This is a genomic window from Ruegeria sp. O6 (assembly GCF_056535045.1).
The window spans coordinates 524803-542306 of sequence record NZ_JBQERM010000001.1 but is presented as its reverse complement, the minus strand read 5'-3'; the positions used below and the strand labels follow the sequence as shown (position 1 = coordinate 542306).

16 protein-coding genes and 1 tRNA gene are annotated in these 17504 nt (G+C 54.6%); 9 read left to right on the top strand and 8 right to left on the bottom strand.

Features of this window, described 5'->3' with window-relative positions; translation table 11 throughout:
* Position 1: 1 nt before the first annotated feature.
* The 9 genes from ACR0DY_RS02720 to ACR0DY_RS02680 all read left to right on the top strand — a co-directional run bounded on the left by ACR0DY_RS02720 (position 2) and on the right by ACR0DY_RS02680 (position 9724).
* Positions 2 to 1426: a cryptochrome/photolyase family protein gene (locus tag ACR0DY_RS02720; RefSeq protein ID WP_480897773.1), complete on the top strand. Its 1425-nt coding sequence runs from the start codon at positions 2 to 4 to the stop codon at positions 1424 to 1426.
* Between the two features lie 69 nt (positions 1427 to 1495).
* Positions 1496 to 2707, top strand: coding sequence for a class I SAM-dependent methyltransferase (locus ACR0DY_RS02715; RefSeq protein ID WP_480897771.1), 1212 nt, complete (start codon positions 1496 to 1498; stop codon positions 2705 to 2707).
* Positions 2708 to 2718: 11 nt separating this feature from the next.
* A complete protein-coding gene (locus ACR0DY_RS02710) occupies positions 2719 to 3159 on the top strand; it encodes a TrgA family protein (RefSeq protein WP_480485825.1) in 441 nt (146 codons plus the stop codon).
* Positions 3160 to 3186: 27 nt separating this feature from the next.
* Positions 3187 to 4302 carry an NUDIX domain-containing protein gene (locus ACR0DY_RS02705; protein ID WP_480485824.1) on the top strand — a complete coding sequence of 372 codons (1116 nt, stop codon included), beginning with the start codon at positions 3187 to 3189 and terminating at the stop codon, positions 4300 to 4302.
* A 68-nt stretch (positions 4303 to 4370) separates the two neighbouring features.
* A complete protein-coding gene (locus tag ACR0DY_RS02700) occupies positions 4371 to 5405 on the top strand; it encodes a cysteine synthase A (RefSeq protein WP_480485822.1) in 1035 nt (344 codons plus the stop codon).
* Positions 5405 to 7831 carry a DUF3772 domain-containing protein gene (locus ACR0DY_RS02695; RefSeq protein WP_480481201.1) on the top strand — a complete coding sequence of 809 codons (2427 nt, stop codon included), beginning with the start codon at positions 5405 to 5407 and terminating at the stop codon, positions 7829 to 7831. Before ACR0DY_RS02700 ends, ACR0DY_RS02695 begins: the two co-directional genes overlap by 1 nt.
* Positions 7832 to 7974: 143 nt before the next feature.
* Positions 7975 to 8064, top strand: a tRNA-Ser gene (locus ACR0DY_RS02690).
* Positions 8065 to 8300: 236 nt separating this feature from the next.
* Entirely contained in the window at positions 8301 to 8669 is a 369-nt protein-coding gene (locus ACR0DY_RS02685; RefSeq protein WP_209596705.1) for a group I truncated hemoglobin, read from the top strand.
* Positions 8666 to 9724, top strand: a complete 1059-nt coding sequence (locus ACR0DY_RS02680) for an adenylate/guanylate cyclase domain-containing protein (RefSeq protein ID WP_209504102.1) — start codon at positions 8666 to 8668, stop codon at positions 9722 to 9724. Before ACR0DY_RS02685 ends, ACR0DY_RS02680 begins: the two co-directional genes overlap by 4 nt.
* Before the next feature lie 6 nt (positions 9725 to 9730).
* Here ACR0DY_RS02680 and ACR0DY_RS02675 read toward each other — a convergent pair whose 3' ends face one another.
* From ACR0DY_RS02675 to ACR0DY_RS02640, 8 genes are all read right to left on the bottom strand, one after another.
* Positions 9731 to 10345, bottom strand: coding sequence for a TetR/AcrR family transcriptional regulator (locus tag ACR0DY_RS02675; RefSeq protein ID WP_209504101.1), 615 nt, complete (start codon positions 10343 to 10345; stop codon positions 9731 to 9733).
* A gap of 113 nt (positions 10346 to 10458) precedes the next feature.
* Positions 10459 to 11328, bottom strand: coding sequence for a polyphosphate kinase 2 (gene ppk2 / locus ACR0DY_RS02670; RefSeq protein ID WP_480545626.1), 870 nt, complete (start codon positions 11326 to 11328; stop codon positions 10459 to 10461).
* Positions 11329 to 11377: 49 nt separating this feature from the next.
* A complete protein-coding gene (locus ACR0DY_RS02665; protein WP_480472445.1) occupies positions 11378 to 12331 on the bottom strand; it encodes an alpha/beta fold hydrolase in 954 nt (317 codons plus the stop codon).
* The gene (metA, locus tag ACR0DY_RS02660; protein ID WP_480472447.1) at positions 12321 to 13238 is read right to left on the bottom strand and encodes a homoserine O-acetyltransferase MetA; all 918 of its coding nucleotides are present in this window, start codon (positions 13236 to 13238) and stop codon (positions 12321 to 12323) included. The genes ACR0DY_RS02665 and metA overlap by 11 nt, the downstream gene beginning before the upstream one ends.
* 36 nt (positions 13239 to 13274) lie before the next feature.
* Positions 13275 to 14147 (bottom strand): ATPase, encoded by an 873-nt coding sequence (locus ACR0DY_RS02655; protein WP_480472449.1) that lies wholly within the window; start codon positions 14145 to 14147, stop codon positions 13275 to 13277.
* Positions 14148 to 14193: 46 nt separating this feature from the next.
* Positions 14194 to 15090, bottom strand: coding sequence for a DMT family transporter (locus ACR0DY_RS02650; RefSeq protein ID WP_480545625.1), 897 nt, complete (start codon positions 15088 to 15090; stop codon positions 14194 to 14196).
* A gap of 99 nt (positions 15091 to 15189) precedes the next feature.
* Positions 15190 to 16353, bottom strand: coding sequence for an OmpP1/FadL family transporter (locus tag ACR0DY_RS02645; RefSeq protein WP_480481189.1), 1164 nt, complete (start codon positions 16351 to 16353; stop codon positions 15190 to 15192).
* A 123-nt stretch (positions 16354 to 16476) separates the two neighbouring features.
* Positions 16477 to 17382 (bottom strand): DMT family transporter, encoded by a 906-nt coding sequence (locus tag ACR0DY_RS02640; protein WP_480481187.1) that lies wholly within the window; start codon positions 17380 to 17382, stop codon positions 16477 to 16479.
* Between the last annotated feature and the right edge of the window lie 122 nt (positions 17383 to 17504).

Below are 17504 nucleotides of genomic sequence, written 5' to 3'. Positions count from 1 at the left end.
TATGGAAAACGAGCGGTCTCCGATCATCTTATGGTACCGACGGGATCTGCGCCTGTCGGACCATCCGGCATTGACTGCTGCTGTTGCAAGCGGCCGTCCGATCATACCAGTCTTTGTTCATGACCTTCTTGTGCAACACCTTGGCGCGGCCCCAAAATGGCGGTTGGGGTTGGGTCTGGAGGTCTTTTGCGACGCTCTGACGAGGCTTGGTAGCCGTCTGATCCTGCGGCGTGGCGATGCGCTTGAGCAATTGCGGACACTTGTCAAAGAGACGGGCGCAAAGGCTGTCTATTGGTCGCGGGCCTATGATCCAGCGTCGATCAGACGCGATACACAGATCAAAACGGCGCTGACCGAACTGGGTGTAAGCGCAAAGTCCTTTCCTGGTCATTTGCTTTTTGAGCCCTGGACGGTCGCAACAAAGCAGGGCCAGCCGTTTCGTGTCTACACTCCTATGTGGCGCGCGGTTCAGCGGCGGGACGTGCCAGCGCCGGATGCGTTGGTGTCACGCTTGGCGGGGCCTGCAACCTGGCCTTCCAGTGATAAACTGAGTACCTGGCATATGGGTGCGGACATGTACCGAGGCGCTGCAATCGTGCGCCCCTATGTCCAACCCGGAGAGAAGGCCGCCCGCGATCGACTTGAGCACTTTCTCGACCAGGTCCCCCGTTATTCCAATGACCGTGACCGGTTGGATCTGGACGGAACATCAAACCTGTCAGAATACCTTTCATTGGGCGAGATCGGGCCACGTACTGTCTGGCACAGGGTTCAACAGGCTGCGATGACGGGAACCCCCGGCGCCGAGGCATTTCTGCGGCAGTTGGTCTGGCGTGAGTTTGCCTATCACCTGATGTATCACTCACCGCATCTGCTGACTGATAACTGGAAAGCGGAATGGGATGATTTCCCGTGGAATATCGATCCGCACCACCCTGAAGTTGCCGCCTGGAGGCAGGCCCGAACCGGAATTCCTGTCGTCGATGCTGGCCTGCGGCAGATGTATGTGACAGGCCGTATGCATAACCGGGCCCGGATGATTGTTGCCAGTTACCTGACCAAACATCTGATGACACACTGGAAAATCGGGATGAGTTGGTTCGAGGATTGCCTGATTGACTGGGACCCAGCCTGTAACGCCATGGGCTGGCAGTGGGTTGCGGGTTCAGGCCCCGACGCGTCGCCCTTCTTTCGTATATTCAATCCTGAAACGCAGGCCGAAAAGTTTGATCCGCAGGGGTCTTACCTGCGGCGCTGGATCGCCGAAGGCCAGACGAAACCCAGTGACGTTGCATTTTCCTATTTCGCTGCGGTTCCCCAGTCATGGAACCTGTGTCCGCAGGCGGATTATCCCGAACCTGTCGTGAAACTGACGGATGGACGAAACCGCGCCTTACGTGCGTATGAAAGCCGAAAATCTCACTAAGGAACTGAAAACTTGCCAGAAACAGAATCGCGGCCTAGCCTGATACCTGTGCCGCAGAGGGGAGAGCGGATGGTGCTGACGACGACAGAGGGGCAGTCGGATCTGCCCAGGTATTTCGCCCAGGTGTTCAAGATGCTGGCCCGAATGGAGTCGGGGCGACTAGACATAACATTGCCTGATGGCCGCATCTTTCGCGCAGAGGGGCCAAAGGCAGGGCCTGTTGCTCAGATCGATATCCACGACGGAGATGTTTTTGCCCGTCTGATCCGCGAAGGCGAGCTGGGGTTTTCTGATGCCTACCTTGAAGGACATTGGAGCACGCCTGATCTGCGCTCATTCATGGATCTTGTCCATTTGGGGTCCGAAACCGTCTATGACGGGTTTACTGGAAAGTTCCTTGTCCAGGCCTATGAACGGCTGCGGTTCTGGCTTCATCGCAATAGCCGGACGCAGGCGAAAAAGAATATCTCGTACCACTATGATCTGGGTAACGACTTCTACGGTTTGTGGCTGGATGACACGATGACTTATTCCAGCGCCATTTTTGAGACCGGGCAAGAAAGTCTTGAGAAGGCGCAAACTGCCAAATATGCCAGCCTTGTCGATGAAATGGGGGCCAAACCCGGTGACCACATTCTGGAAATCGGATGCGGTTGGGGCGGTTTTGCCGAATATGCCGCGAAAGAGCGGGGTTTGCATGTAACCGGCCTTACGATTAGTGAGGAACAGTTCAAGTTTGCTAATGAACGTATTGAAAAAGCAGGGCTTTCAGATCAAGTGACATTCAAGTTGCAGGACTATCGCGACGAGCGTGGACAATATGATGGCATAGCCTCAATCGAGATGTTCGAGGCGGTGGGTCAAAAATACTGGCCGGTTTATTTTGAAACCGTTCGTGAGAGGCTGAAGCCAGGGGCGCAAGCGACCTTGCAAATCATAACCGTAGGTGACCACCGCTGGGATTATTACAAGAACGGTGTTGATTTCATTCAGAAATACATATTTCCGGGTGGAATGCTTCCGTCGCCCACGATCCTACGGCAGCAGATCAATCAGGCGGGTTTGAATGTGGTGAAGTCGAAAGAATTCGGCAAAAGTTACGACCTGACGCTGCGGCGGTGGTATGAGACGTTCAATGCAAAATGGGAACAGATCGCAGACCTCGGCTTTGATGAGCGTTTTCGCCGCATGTGGAATTATTATTTGACTGCCTGTGGCGCAGCCTTTGACACGCGCAATTGCGATGTGACACAGATCACCGTATCAAAGCAAGTTAACTGACGGACCGTAACATGCCCACTGCCTCGCGTCTTGTAGCCGCCGTTTGTCTCATCGTGCTGGCATTCATTGTCTCTGGCATGATTATCGAAAACGGTGAAGAAGGTAAGGATTACGGGTACTTTACCCTGGTTAACATGGGCCTTGGCGCGGTATGCGGGTGGGGAATCATGGGCAAGCGTGCAGGGCGCGGCTGGACTGCTGGGATCAATAACGGTCTGACTGGTGTCGCCTCGCTGATTTTCTGGGCGTTGTTCGTGCAGGGCTGTTACGAAATGTTCCGGCTTGCCATGCGCAATCGTTACGGTGGCCCATTTGAGGCCATTCTGGCCATTTTCAAGATCGGGATTGAGTACGGTAAGCTGTTGATTTACCCGGAAATCCTGATTGCATTCCTGATTGGGGCTGTTGTATCGGGACTGGCCACAGAACAGGCCGCCCGATCATGGCGCTGATCCGTTTCCCGACAAGAGAGATCGACTTTGTCTGATTTGTTTTTTTATGGAACGCTGCGACACTTGCCGTTGTTGGAACGCGTTCTTGGTCATCCTCTGAGCAAAACCAAAGCGCGGCCCGCCCAACTTCGAGGCCATGCTGTCCATTCTGTTCAGGGGCAGGATTTCCCAATGATCCTGGAAATGGAAGGTGCCAGTGCCGAAGGTGTACTGGTGCAGGAATTGTCGTCTGTGGATCTGGCCAGGCTTGATTATTACGAAGGGTCATTCGACTATGATCTGAAGCCGTTGAAGGTCGAATTGGAAGACGGGACCGAGGCCGAAGCGCAGGTCTTTTTTCCTGCCCCTGATGCCTGGAGACCGGGTGATTTGTGGTCGCTTCAGGACTGGGCGGACAGATTGGGCGAACTTACAACGCTCGCCGCTGAGGAAGAGATGGCCTATTTCGGGAAGGTTGATCCCCGGATCTTGGCCCGCAGTATTCGCGCCACTCAAACGCGTGCCTGGTCAAAGATTATGGCCGGGCAGCGGAGAACCGGTGATCCGCGGGACATTGCAAAAGACGTGATCGTGCATCGCCATGACCGGGTGTATCTTGATTATTTCGGGATGGAGGAAATCGATCTGCAACATCGGCGGCATGACGGCAGCATGGGGCCGGTACTGCGCCGTGGAAGCTTGTTGCAGGGTAGTGCGGTCGGCGTTCTGCCCTATGATCCGGTCCGCGATACCGTTTTGATCGTGGAACAGTTCAGACCACCGGTTTTCCTGAACAACGATCCGGAACCCTGGCTTTGGGAAGCGGTGGCCGGGATGATTGATCCGGGTGAGACACCCGAACAGGCCGCGCATCGAGAGGCGATGGAGGAGGCGGGTATTCGTTTTGACAGGCTGGAATATGCTGGCGGTGCCTACACCTCGAGCGGATCTTCCACCGGGTTCATGTATCTTTATGTTGGTCTGGGTGAGTTGACGCACACCACAATCACCGGTGGCCTGGACACAGAAGGTGAAGACATCCGCAGTCAAATCCTGCCGTTCGACGAATTCATAGACATGACGGATCGCCATGTTTTTAAGGATCTACAATTGGTGTCTCTGGCTTATTGGCTGGCCCGCCACCGGGACAGATTGCGCGGGTGACTATCCCGCTTGTGGTCGCGGCGGTGCGGCTGTAAATCTTCGATGGTACAAAACGACAAGGGGCCATCATGCGCATTGCACGAGATCTTGCTGACGCAGTAGGAAAAACACCGCTGATCCGGCTGCGCCGCATCAGTGAAGAAACTGGTTGCGAAATTCTCGGCAAAGCCGAATTCATGAACCCCGGTCAATCCGTCAAGGACCGTGCTGCACTCTATATTATCCGTGATGCCATTGCGCGGGGCGATTTGAAGCCCGGTGGCACCATTGTGGAAGGCACCGCCGGCAATACCGGTATTGGTCTGGCGCTGGTGGGGGCGTCAATGGGGTTCAAGACCGTGATTGTGATCCCGGAAACCCAGTCGGAAGAAAAGAAAGACATGCTGCGGCTGGCCGGTGCACAACTGGTTCAAGTTCCGGCTGCACCTTATCGCAATCCCAACAATTTCGTGCATTATTCCCGGCGTTTGGCCGAGGAATTGGCGCAGACGGAACCCAATGGGGCAATCTGGGCCAACCAGTTTGACAACGTGGCGAACCGTCAGGCCCATGTTGAAACCACAGGGCCCGAAATCTGGGAACAAACAGACGGTAAGGTCGACGGGTTTATCTGTGCTGTCGGGTCGGGCGGTACGTTGGCCGGGGTTGCCGAAGCGTTGCAGCCCAAGGGTGTGAAAATCGGTCTGGTCGATCCTATGGGTGCGGGTCTCTACTCTTACTACACCACCGGTGAAATCGCGATGGAGGGAGGATCGATTGCCGAAGGTATCGGACAGGTTCGGATAACAAAGAACCTGGAAGGGTTCACGCCGGATCATTCCTATCAGATCACTGACACCGAGGCGTTGCCCTATATCTTTGACCTGCTCCGTGACGAGGGGCTGGTCATGGGCGGGTCAACCGCGATCAACATGGCGGGCGCCGTGCGTCTGGCCAAAGAAATGGGGCCGGGCCACACGATTGTGACTGTCCTTTGCGACTATGGCACGCGGTATCAGTCCAAGCTGTTCAACCCGGATTTCCTGCGCGAGAAAGAATTGCCGGTGCCGGATTGGATGACTGAAGCACCGCGCAGCATTCCCGGCGTTTTCGAGGACGTGTGATGCCGAGGCAGGTTCGCCTGTTTCTGACACTGGTATTCCTGTGTCTTGTCGGGCTCGCAGGCGGTGCTGTCGCGCAGCTGACCGACAGGCAAAGTGAGTATTACCGGGGCTGGATAAAAACGGCTGACCGTGCCGAGTCCGTGATTGAAGCGAACCGTGCGTCAAACGCTGCGTTTGAGAATTTACGTTCTGAAATAAACGGTTACCGAGAGGACTTTAACAAGGCACGCAGCGCCAACACAGACCGTATCGCAACGCTGGAAAGCCAGATCAAGGCGCTTGGTCCAAAACCCGAAGGGGACGCGGCCGAACCTGAAGACATCGCTAAATTGCGAACTCATCTTAATGAGCAGCTCAACAGTTTGCGGGTGCCGCGCATCATTTCCGAAGAAGCTTATACCCGCGCAAATGGATTGATCAGTGAAATCGATCGGATCATCCGGACGCGGCAGACAAAACAATTCTTTGAGCGCGGGCCGTCACCGATCAACCCCGTATATTGGGGACCTGCTTGGCAAGACGTAAAAGAGGCGCTTCAGAGCCTGACAAATGAAACAATTACCAACCTGCGTTCGGACGTAGTGAAAGAACGTATCCGTGATCGTGGCTTGGGAATCTTGTTTCTGGTGATCCTGGCCGCGGTTTTACTGATCTTCGGCAAACGTTGGTCCGAACGGGGCGGCGACTATCTGAGGTTGCTGGGCGGAGCGGGCACTGGTGTTTGGTCCTTCATCATTTCTCTGTTGCGGATTCTGTTGCCATGGATCGGTGTCGTTGCCGCCATCGCCGCAATCAGTCTTTCGGGTATTCCGGGTCTGCGAGGCAGTTTGTTGCTGGAAAAAATCCCCTACTGGGCGGCAATTGCCTTCTTCTACGACTGGATTGGCCGACAGATTTACGTGATTGGCGCTTCACAAGGATTCAAGCGCCTGTCTGCTGCTCGGATTACCGAATTGCGGATATACATTGATCTGTTGGCTTTGATGTTGATCCTGCACGAACTGGCGCTTCTGTTTCAGCAGATCGAAAACGTCTCGGATGCGACTCGTGCGGTGATCAGCTTTCCCGTGATTGTTGGAACGGCATTGCTTTTGCTCCGCGTGCGGCAGATCAGAACGAACGACCGCCTGCTGGACCAGACGGCGTCTACCCGGGCCGCCGGATTCAGCCAGTTGTTGGAATTCCTGCGCAAGGCCATGTTCCTGCTGGGGATCGCAACACCCGTACTGGCACTGGCCGGCTATACCAATGCGGCCGAAGCGATCGTGTTTCCGGCGGTAAAAACGCTGGTTCTGATTGCCGCTCTGGCGATTTTCCAACGGTTCGTCAGTCAGATATACGGATGGATCACAGGGCAGGGCGACGCTGCGCGCGACTCTCTTTTTTCGGTCCTGGTGGGCTTTGCACTCGCCATCGTCGCGCTGCCTGTTCTGGCGATATACTGGGGCGCGCGCGAAACGGACCTGCTTGAGGTGTGGTCACGTCTGCTGCTTGGCTTTGACATCGGCGGTGTCATGATCTCGCCCAGCAATTTCCTGACATTTATCGCTGTTTTCGCAATCGGATATACGCTGACACGGTTGTTGCAAAGCGGGTTGCGCAACTCGCTGTTGCCCAAAACCAGCATCGATCCGGGCGGGCAGAATGCGATTGTCGCTGGCTCTGGGTATATCGGGATCTTTCTGGCTGCGTTGGCAGCGATCATGGTCGCGGGGTTTGATCTGTCGTCGCTGGCAATTGTCGCTGGTGCACTGTCTGTCGGTATTGGCTTTGGCCTGCAAACGATTGTGTCTAATTTCGTGTCCGGCATCATCCTTCTGGTCGAACGGCCGATCTCCAAGGGTGACTGGATAGATGTGAACGGGATGATGGGCTACGTGCGTGACATCTCCGTCCGATCGACCCGGATCGAGACGTTCGACAGAACGGATGTGATCATTCCAAACTCGGACCTGATCAGCGGCGTCGTCACCAACTACACACGTGGCAATACCATCGGTAGGGTGATTGTACCGGTCGGTGTCGCCTACGGAACAGATACACGGCTGGTCGAGACCATTCTGGGCGAGGTCGCAAACAACCACCCGATGGTTCTGGCCAACCCGGCGCCCAGTGTAGTGTTTCAGGGATTTGGAGCGGATGCGTTGGATTTCGAGATCAGAGCGATCCTACGGGATGTGAACTGGGTTTTATCCGTCAAATCCGACATGAACCACGAGATCAATCGGCGCTTTCTGGAAGCGGGTATCGAGGTGCCGTTTGCACAGCGTGATATCTGGTTGCGCAATCCCGAAGCTTTGCAGACCTCGAACAAGGTTAAAGAGGCAGGCCTTGCGCCCAAACAGAACACAACCGATTCAACGGCAGGAAAGCCAGTTGAACTGACAGAATCTGATCTGGACCCTGACGCGGGCGATGAAATCTGACGACCAGTCCGACAGCTGAAAGGTCGCGTTTCTGGTCGCTTGACGCTCTGGGTAGACTACCGGATTTAATTGATCCTTTCCGGTGATTTCACCGATTTGGGGCCTTGCAAATCTCATGACATTGGTCCAAACATCGCCGGCACGGAGAGGTGGCCGAGTGGTCGAAGGCGCACGCCTGGAAAGTGTGTAGGCGGGGAACCGTCTCCAGGGTTCGAATCCCTGTCTCTCCGCCATTACCCCCTTAGACAGAAACCCAAACCAGCCCCGGCGTCTTGGCTGTGTACAACTTGGTTTCGTGTACCACGCCGGGTCTTCGAAAGCGCAGGATTTTAAATCCCGGACACTTTTGCTTTTCCTAAAATGAACGCGCGTTAAGCCGGAAAACGAAAAAAATACCATAAACATTAACAAAAATGTCCATTTGATATAGAATTACAGTGTTTTTGTTCGGTAACTCTTGGGTTTTCGTGTGGCGCAAACGCTTTATGATAAATACGGTGGCTTCAAAACAATCAGCCGTGTCGTGATGACCTTCTATGAAATGGCGTTGGATTCGGATGACATCGGCCATTATTTTGAAGATATTGATATGCCGCGGTTGATTGATCATCAGACGAAGTTTGTATCGTCCCTGATTGGCGGACCGGCGTCATTCAGTGATGACAGGATCGAAGCCGTACACAGGCATCTGAGTATTTCACACGACGAATTTGATGTGATGGCTGAGCTGTTTGGCGAAGCGCTGAGCGTGCATGGTATGTCCGATCAGGATATCAAAACCGCGCTGGCTGCAATTGAAGGGAAGCGTTCAATTATCGTCGCCCGAAACGCGGCATGAGCATTCATGCAATAAACGAACAGCTGTTACGCGCCATCGGTGTCGGCATTGCCGTGGTGCGCGCCTCGGATCTTCAGTTCGTTTTTCATAACGGGCCGTTTTCGGAGTGGTTTGGAACCCCCGAGAACGGCAGTACTCTTACGGACATTCTTCCCGCCCTTGATCCCAAAGAATTGGAAGACGTCAAGCAATCGGGCTTGAGATATTCGGTTGAATTGCAAATCAAGCCGAAGCGGCGGACCTTGATCTTTGCAGTCGCAGTTTCGTTGGCCAAAGGGCTGTCCGAGCAGGTTCTGATTGTCGAATGCCAGAACATCACGCGCATTCGCGAGCTGGAAAGCATGATCGACAGCTATTCCACCATGGTCGAACGCAACACGCGAGAGCTGGAGCGCGAGAAAGAGCGGGTTGAACGGCTGCTTCTGAACTTGATGCCACGGGCCGTTTATGAAGAGTTCAAAACCTTCGGTGTTGTCACTCCGCAGCTCTACAAGCAGGTGTCTGTTGTTATGCTGGACTTTGTGGGATTCACTGATTTCGCGGCCAAGACCGACCCGACAGTGACCCTGAGCGAGTTGAACGACATTTTCACAGCGTTTGACAGGATCGTTGAGCAATTCGGGTGTGAAAGGATCAAAACAATAGGTGACGCATATCTTGCGGTCTCAGGCATGCCTGACCCGACACCCGATCACGCGACGGCAGTGGCCCATTGCGCGGTACGTTTCCTGCGTTATCTCGAACGCCGGAACGAAAGCCACCCGCACAAATGGCAGGCCCGGATCGGTTTGGGCATGGGGGCCGCGGTCGGGTCTGTGGTGGGTATTCAGAAATACGTCTACGACGTTTTCGGTCCGGCGGTAAATATCGCGTCCCGACTGCAAATTTTCGCCAATCCTATGAAAATCGTTGCGCCGGAAGAGATGAAATACGCCCTGATTGACGAATTTCAGGTCTCGGACCTGGGACGTGTTGACATAAAGGGAATGGGCGAGATGAATCTGATCAACGTAACGTCCGGGCTGAGCTTACCGCAAAGCAGCCGAACTTTTTGACAGGTGTCAGTCGTCCTGCGGGATCAGACCCAGCCCTCGCAGGTAGATTCCAATGCCGCTTTCCAGCAGGTCTTCCGGGGGGAAGGGAGACGTCGCGCCGGTATTGCGCGCGTATAATTCAACCACACCATGGCTCATCGCCCAGATATGTGCGCTGAACATCGACGCGGGCGGGCGCTTTTCAGGTGGAATATGTTGTGACAGGTCGTCGGCGGCTTTTTCAAGAACCGATTTGGCCCGATTGGCGGCCATTGATAGTTCGGGGGTGCGATTCAACGAAATTCCACTTTCGAACATGGCGATGTAATGGCCGGGGTTCTTCCGCGCAAAAGCCAGATAGGCCCGCCCGGTTGCCTCGAAGGCGGCAAGGGCAGAGGGTTGGCCCTTGTCATAAGCGTATTGCATCAGGTCCGCGAACATCTCGAACCCTTGCCGTGCAGCTTCGGCGATAAGGTCTTCGCGCCCTTCAAAATGGCGATAGACAGCGGCGGGTGTTACGCCAGCGGTTTTGGCGGCTTCAGATAACGTAAAACCTGTCGGCCCCTTTTCTTCGATCAGGGACAAGGCTGCCTCGATCAGGGCTTGCTTTAGGTTTCCGTGATGATAACCGCGTTTCGACATCCCGGCCTCAGGTTCTTTGATTAGGTATTGGAAGACAAGGGGATAGACCAAATACACACGGTCGTCCAACGCTTGCCCTTGAAATCCTTGGCCGGGCAGGGTGAAAACGCAACCTAGGCGTCCCAGACATCCGGACCACCGCAGATCAGGGGATCAATGTCGCCAATGCTTTTTGCGTCCTTCTCATCATAGTCCAGCGTGTGCAGAACCGTTTGAATTGCTGCAAGACGGGCGCGTTTCTTGTCGTCCGACCGGACAATTGTCCAAGGAGATATGTCTGAATGTGACCGGGTCAGAGTTTCTGAAATCGATTGTGTGTATTCGTCCCACTTGTCCAACCCAGCCACGTCAATAGGGCTGAGTTTCCATTGCTTTAAGGGGTCGGTTTCACGGGCCAGAAAGCGGTTCAGCTGCTCAGCCCGCCCGACATTGAGCCAGAACTTGAAGAGTTTGATGCCATCATTGACCAGACCCGTTTCAAGCGGCAGAACCTGACGAAAGAACCGCTCGCGCTCTTCCTGGGTGCAGAAACCAAAGACGTTCTCGACCACGCCGCGATTGTACCAGCTGCGGTCAAAGAACACGATCTCGCCAGCGGCAGGCAGGTGAGGGATGTAGCGCTGGAAGTACCATTGACTGCGTTCAGTTTCTGAGGGTTTGCTGAGCGCCACATTGCGCGCGCCGCGTGGGTTCAGGTTTTCGCGAAACCGTTTGATCGTTCCGCCCTTGCCGGCGGCATCGCGGCCTTCGAAGATGATGGCGATCCGTTGCGCCGTGTCCTTGACCCAAGACTGCATTTTGACCAGCTCGATCTGGAGCAGTTCCATCTGCTCATCATAGTCCTTGGTCTTCATCTTCTCGCTATACGGGTAGGTCGGGTTCAGGATTTCGCCTTTCTTCGAATTCTCGATCTCATCCCGCACAGCTTTGGGCGCGCTTTCCTGAAAATACTTCTCTATAGAACCTTTTTCGGTCCGGGCCATATGTCACCTCACGATAAAACCCATATCCGACTATGGATTAGAGCTTGGATTAACGCAAACCTGCACGCCGCGCTGCACGATCAATTGCGGAGGCAACCTCGGGCGCTGCGACAACCTGCGGCATGTGACCGATCCCTGGTAACGCGACCAGTTCGGCCTGCGGGATTTGCTGGATCAGACGTCGGGAATGCCACTCGAGGCCGACAGTGTCGTCGGCGGTGCCGTGAACGATTTCGGTTGGCACTGAAATCTCACCGTATTTCGGCTGCAATTGGGTTATCTCATCCAATAGATTGGCCCGTTGCTTGGCATTTGCATGCATGGAACTGCGCCGGATGGTCAGGCCGGGTCCGAAATGTTCGGCGTATCCAGCGGGGGTCGATTGAGGCGCAAATACAGTGTCCAATGCCCGTGCCACGTACCAATCGGGCACGAAGGAAGAGATCAGGGGCAGGGCGAGCGCGTTGCCGACCGTGGTAGATGCCAATTGGTTAAACCCATCCAGCGGCGTTTCCCACGGAATGGCAGCAGGTGCGATCAAAACAAGCGCCGAGAGATCCTCGGGCCTTGTGACCGCCCATGCAAGTGCCACTGAACCACCATAGCTTTGGCCCGCAACGACAGGCTTTTCCGCCCCAAGTTGGGCAGCAGCTTTTTGCAGGATATCCGCTTGCTCCGTGATCGTTTCACCGTCTGGGTTGAAACTTTCTGAAAACCCCAGGCCGGGCCGGTCAAAAACGATGACGCGGTAGTTTTCCGCCAGAATGGGTGCCAGCGCAAAGGTCATGTCGCGGGTGTTGCCGCTTGAGCCGTGAAGAAGGACCACATCTGGCCCTTTCCCCATGACAACCGCATGAACGGCGATCCCGTCGACATCAAGAATCTGACCTTCGGGTGGGAAAGCCACTTCTGCCTGTGCTTCGTTCCGGGCGCTGCGCCACGCAGTCACAACGGCAAGGCCCAGAATGATGAGGCCAAAGGATATCAAGTTCTTAGCGGCCAATTTTGCTCATATCAAAAGGCGTAGTCTGATAGATTTCGTTTATCCAGTTTCCGTAAAGAAGATGCGCGTGGCTGCGCCAACGGTTTTGAGGTGTCTTGGATGGGTCATCATCCGGATAGTAGTTGATCGGCACGTTGATGGGCGTGTCATTGGCGACGTCGCGATCATACTCCTGTTTCAGCGTGTCGCTGTCATATTCAAAATGGTTGAAGATATACAGCGCGCGGTGGCTGGGATCCTCGACCAGACAAGGGCCTACATCGTCGCTGCCCAGCAGGGTCGTCAAACCCTGCGCGGCGTCGATCTCATCTTGTTTCATTTCCGTCCAGCGGCTGACTGGGATAACGCAATCGTCTGAGAACCCACGCAAAAAAGGTGATGCAGGGTTCAGGTTGCGGTGACGGAAACAGCCAAAGGCCTTGGCATCCAGCATGTGTTTTCGGACACCATGAAAATGGTTGATCATCGCCATCCCGCCCCAACAAACTCCAAAGGTTGAATGTACGTTTGTCTGAGTCCAGTCAAAGATTTCGCTGATTTCATCCCAATAGGTGACGTCACCAAATTCCAGATGCTCGATTGGCGCGCCAGTAATGATCAGGCCATCAAATTTATGGTCCTTGACCTCCTGAAAAGGCTGATAGAACTCGGACATATGCTCGGCGGCGGTGGTTTTTGTCTGGTGTTCCGTCATACGGATCAAAGACAGTTCGATCTGCAACGGGGTTGCGCCGATCAGGCGCGCAAACTGGTTTTCCGTCTGAATCTTCTTCGGCATCAGATTCAGCAACCCGATGCGCAGGGGGCGAATATCCTGACGCATTGCCTGATCCTCGGACATGACCATAACGCCCTCTTTGTTCAGGACGTCGAAAGCGGGCAGATCTGAGGGGATTTTGATGGGCATGTGTCTGACTTCGAAGAGATTAGGGAAAACTGGTAGTTAGGCGTTATTGCGTCTGGCCTCAAGGGTACGTTCGATCAACTCATCGAAATCGGCCGCATCGCGGATCTTGCCGATGTCATTGGCATCAATCGTCACGCCCCAGTTCTTTGCCATCGCCTCGTACCGGGGCTGACGATGGGCCAGGGCTTGTGCATAGGTCCAGCGGACAAAATCATCGGGGTTGACCTCGGTCTCTGCACAGCCGTGTTGATCCAGATACTCTGTCCAGGAACGGGTCAGGAAATCGGCCTGATAGGACATGGGTTTTGGGGCCTTGTCGAAACGGCGCACAAGATCGGCCGTATGACCCTCGTCACCCTTCAGCCAGATCATGAGGGTGTGCCGCGCGAGTTCGGACAAAACCTGATCCCTTGGGTCTTTGGGATCCACCCACTCGCAGATGGATCCGCCCGTATCGCAGATAAAGTGAGGATATTTGTACAGACGCTCGGCGCGGTCGATGAAGTATTCGGTGTCCAGCAGCGCATGAATTTCGGCCAAGCGAAACTGTTCCTGCCTGCGGCGGTATTCCGGCATGTCCAAGCCGCCCAGATCGGGGTTTCCCGGCTTGCCCAGATAAGCAGCAACAGGTGTCAGATTGGCGAATGAAATATTCGAACCGATATAGATCGAATCCGACAACAGCAGTTCACGCAAGAACGGAACTTTCATGGCCTCGGCCTTGGCATTGTCGGTGATGTACTCGCCCATATAGCGCGTTCCGATCCGGTAATCGATCGAGTAGTGGAACCAGTTCCCGGAATCTCTGAGGATGTTGGATACGTAGGTCTTGCCTAATCCTGACATGCCAAAGAACAGCACTTTCTTGCGGCTTGCGGTGCGCCAGTCATTGGCTGAGGTGTAGATCATTTTGCGCTGTCCTTTTTGCCCTAGCTAAATCGGGCAGCGCACGGCGTCAATTGGGCCGGGACGAACGATTCAGAACCAAAAGGCCAATCGCCAGAACGGCAAAGCCCAGAAAGGCGTTTGGGGACAGGGACTCTTCGCGCAGCAATGCGCCCAGAACAATAGCGACCGGGGGTATGACAAGCGTCACCAGCATCAGATTGCCACTGCCGGCCATTGCCAAAACCCGATAGTAAAGCAGATATGCGCCGGCCGTTGCGACTATCGCATAATACCCGATGGCCGCCCAGGTTATCGCGGGTAACGCCAAGCTGGGTATTCCATCAACTGCTAGTGTTATTGGTAATACCAGCACTGTCGAAGCCGTCAGCATACCGGCGGCGGCAATCACTGGGGAAAGGTGCGATAACGTTTGCCTCGCCCAAGCCGCGGCACATGCGTAGGAAACTGTTCCGGTCAACACTGCAATCTGAGCGGTGCTTTGCAGGCTGAAATTCAAGAAATTCTGCACTCCGATCGCGATTGAGACACCAAGAAAGCCCAAGCAGACACCCAGTAGCCGGGTCTTTGTCAATCGTTCGTCGCGAAAAAACAGTGCTGCAATCAGAACGCCGAAGATCGCAGTCGCCGCGTTCAGGATCGCCGTCAGACCCGTGTCAATGTACAGCTGCCCCCAAGCCATCAGGCTAAAGGGGATGACGTTGTTCAATAGCCCCATGACCAAAAAAGCGCCCCAGATACCGGGCGAGCGCGGCACCTTGATCCCCTTGATCCAAATCACCAGCCACAAGACAAGCATGGCCCAGAATGTGCGATGCAAAACCGACGTCATCACGGGAAGCGTGTCCAGAGCGACCCGGATGGAAACAAAGGAGGCGCCCCAGATCAGTCCAAGCAACAAAAGCTCGGCCCAGGCGCGAAGAGAGAGGTGTTTTTGTGCATCCATACGGGCACTGTTTCATTGAAGTTAACCAACGGCGACCCGGTTCATGCGAAAAAGCCCCGCAGAAACTGCGAGGCTTTGTAGGAACATATGATACTCAGATCAGTTCAGAGCGTATGTGATCTGGAAACCAACGCTCCAGGCGCTGTTGCCTGTGAATGTACCACGTGCCGCCGGACCGGCGCCATTCGCGGTGGCATCTCCGATATCCGTGTAACGTACACCACCGGAAATTTTGGCATTCTCAAGAGAATAGGTGCCACCCAGACCGATGCTCCAGAACCCATCTGTCGGGCCGAGGTTCGACACCGGCGTACCTTGGGAAGATTCGTAGCCCAGTGTCACAGCACCAGAAAACTCTTCCGAGAACTGATAGCCCAAACCCAGAGAGTAGGTGAAGGTGGCTTCGTCATAGTCAACCAGGTTCGTGGTCGGCGGATAGTTTGGCGGGTTATACACAAGCTGTGGCCAGTCGACCCAACGGATCGAGCCAAACAACAATGTCTTGGGCGCCACACCGGTCTGGAAATCCAAGTTGATTGACTGCGGTGTTTCAATCTCACTTGTGGTGTTGAACGTTGCCACAGTCCCCGGCGGAATTGGTGGGATAGGAGGCGGATTGAGCGATTCTGTCTGCGAAAGGTCGTGGCTGATCTTGGAGTTATAAGTCAGCGATACACGTGCTGCGATTTCGGGTTTTTCCCAGGCGACACCAACAACATACCCAAATGCGGTATCAGCGCTGGTATCCACCTGATAGCCTGCGGTAATGGGAACAGTTATCGAGGCCTTGACGCGCTGCGCGCGAATACCACCGATCGCACTGAACCCGCCATCGAATTTGTAGCGCAGCAGCGCTGTGATGGCATCTGTATCCGCTGTCGCCCTCAGGCTGTCGGTTCGACCGCCGGGAATTGGGTTGATAGACAAGGGATACGTGCTCGCGTACTGAATATCGGCACCGAAGGGCTGATCATACATGATGGCGAAATCAAGCTTTTCTGTAAGCGCCGTTTTGTACCCCAAGTGCGGTGTAAAAAAGTCGTTCGCAACTTCACCTGAATCAACGGGTTGGCCACCATTTGTGCCAAAAACGTCTGGCATCGTACCGGTCACGCTTGGGTCGGTATACCCCAACCGAAACTGAACTGCAGAGCCTTCTTCAAAGATCAGGTTGATACCCTGACCGCTGCGGTCCAGGCCGCCTGCAAAACCAGCCGTTGCTCCAACGCACAAAGCGCACGTTGCGAGTAGTGTTGTTTTCATTCTGTCCTCCCGAACTTTTTCGAGTATTTGCCTGGCGAAGAATTGAGTGAGTCCAGCGCCTACTCGTGTGTAATGCGCGATACTTTCTTTTCAGTTAGTTTAAGGTCAACTGGTGACGGTGCGTTACTTGTTGCCACTACAGTTCTGAACTGTTGCTAAACTGTTACGATTTTCGGACCAGATGTTCAGGAAAATGCCTGCAAAGATGATAGCGGCGCCGATCAGCACCCAATGGTCGATGGGCTCGTGATAGAGGATCATTCCGATCACCGCGATTGTCGGAAGGCGTGCAAAATCAAAGGGAATGACGACGGTTGCCGGGGCGATAGACAGGGCATTGGTAATGCAAAAATGCGCCAGCAAACCCGCCAACCCAACCAGAATCAAGTAGGGCGCGGTTTGCATTGTCGGAAGCACAATCTGACCGTCGATGCCAGCGGCTGTGGCCCCAAGGACCGTTTGCATTGCAGTCAGCCAGAAAACGATACACCCAATGCTGGCAAAACGCGTGAGCTTCTTAGTGGTAATCGTTGTAAAAGCAAAGAATACCGCGGATGCCGCCGCTGTTATTAAGCCGGGGCTCAACGGGGCAGCGCCTGGGCGCGTGACGATCAGAACCCCTGAAAACCCAATTAGCGCCGCTATCAACCGGAGCGGGGTCAACCGTTCGTTCAGAAACAGCGGCGAGAGCAGGATCACCCAAAGCGGCTGAGTGAACTCCAGCGCGAAAACCTGTGCCAAAGGAGCCACTGCAACGGCGTAGAACCAGAGATTTTGCCCTGTAAAATGTAAAGTGTTTCGTAGGGCGTGCAACCCCAGCCGTTCGGCTGAAACCTGATGCCAGTTGCGAGTTAAAGTCAGGACTGTTGCAACAACGACGAACCCCACGATGCTGCGATACATCATGATTTCAAAGGTATCATGCGCAGAACTCAGCTCACGCCCTGCAACCGCCATGGATGAAAATGAGGCGATCGCACCCGTCATCCAAAGACCGGCCTTCAACACGTCTTTCTGCGCATGGCTCATTTCGGGCGTCCCTCAGGTTCGTCGCGTAGCCGCGCGGCCAAAAGACCGCAAGGCCAAGAGCTTATGATAAGCAGGCTAGGTTTGCCCGGCCATTCAAACGTCGAAGGTGCACCAGATTCAAG

Coding starts and splice junctions, on each gene's coding strand:
- ACR0DY_RS02720 (WP_480897773.1), top strand. CDS start 2: ATGGAAAACGAGCGGTCTCCGATCATCTTATGGTACCGACGGGATCTG.
- ACR0DY_RS02715 (WP_480897771.1), top strand. CDS start 1,496: ATGGTGCTGACGACGACAGAGGGGCAGTCGGATCTGCCCAGGTATTTC.
- ACR0DY_RS02710 (WP_480485825.1), top strand. CDS start 2,719: ATGCCCACTGCCTCGCGTCTTGTAGCCGCCGTTTGTCTCATCGTGCTG.
- ACR0DY_RS02700 (WP_480485822.1), top strand. CDS start 4,371: ATGCGCATTGCACGAGATCTTGCTGACGCAGTAGGAAAAACACCGCTG.
- ACR0DY_RS02695 (WP_480481201.1), top strand. CDS start 5,405: ATGCCGAGGCAGGTTCGCCTGTTTCTGACACTGGTATTCCTGTGTCTT.
- ACR0DY_RS02680 (WP_209504102.1), top strand. CDS start 8,666: ATGAGCATTCATGCAATAAACGAACAGCTGTTACGCGCCATCGGTGTC.
- ACR0DY_RS02675 (WP_209504101.1), bottom strand. CDS start 10,345: ATGTCGAAACGCGGTTATCATCACGGAAACCTAAAGCAAGCCCTGATC.
- ppk2 (WP_480545626.1), bottom strand. CDS start 11,328: ATGGCCCGGACCGAAAAAGGTTCTATAGAGAAGTATTTTCAGGAAAGC.
- metA (WP_480472447.1), bottom strand. CDS start 13,238: ATGCCCATCAAAATCCCCTCAGATCTGCCCGCTTTCGACGTCCTGAAC.
- ACR0DY_RS02655 (WP_480472449.1), bottom strand. CDS start 14,147: ATGATCTACACCTCAGCCAATGACTGGCGCACCGCAAGCCGCAAGAAA.
- ACR0DY_RS02650 (WP_480545625.1), bottom strand. CDS start 15,090: ATGGATGCACAAAAACACCTCTCTCTTCGCGCCTGGGCCGAGCTTTTG.
- ACR0DY_RS02645 (WP_480481189.1), bottom strand. CDS start 16,353: ATGAAAACAACACTACTCGCAACGTGCGCTTTGTGCGTTGGAGCAACG.
- ACR0DY_RS02640 (WP_480481187.1), bottom strand. CDS start 17,382: ATGAGCCATGCGCAGAAAGACGTGTTGAAGGCCGGTCTTTGGATGACG.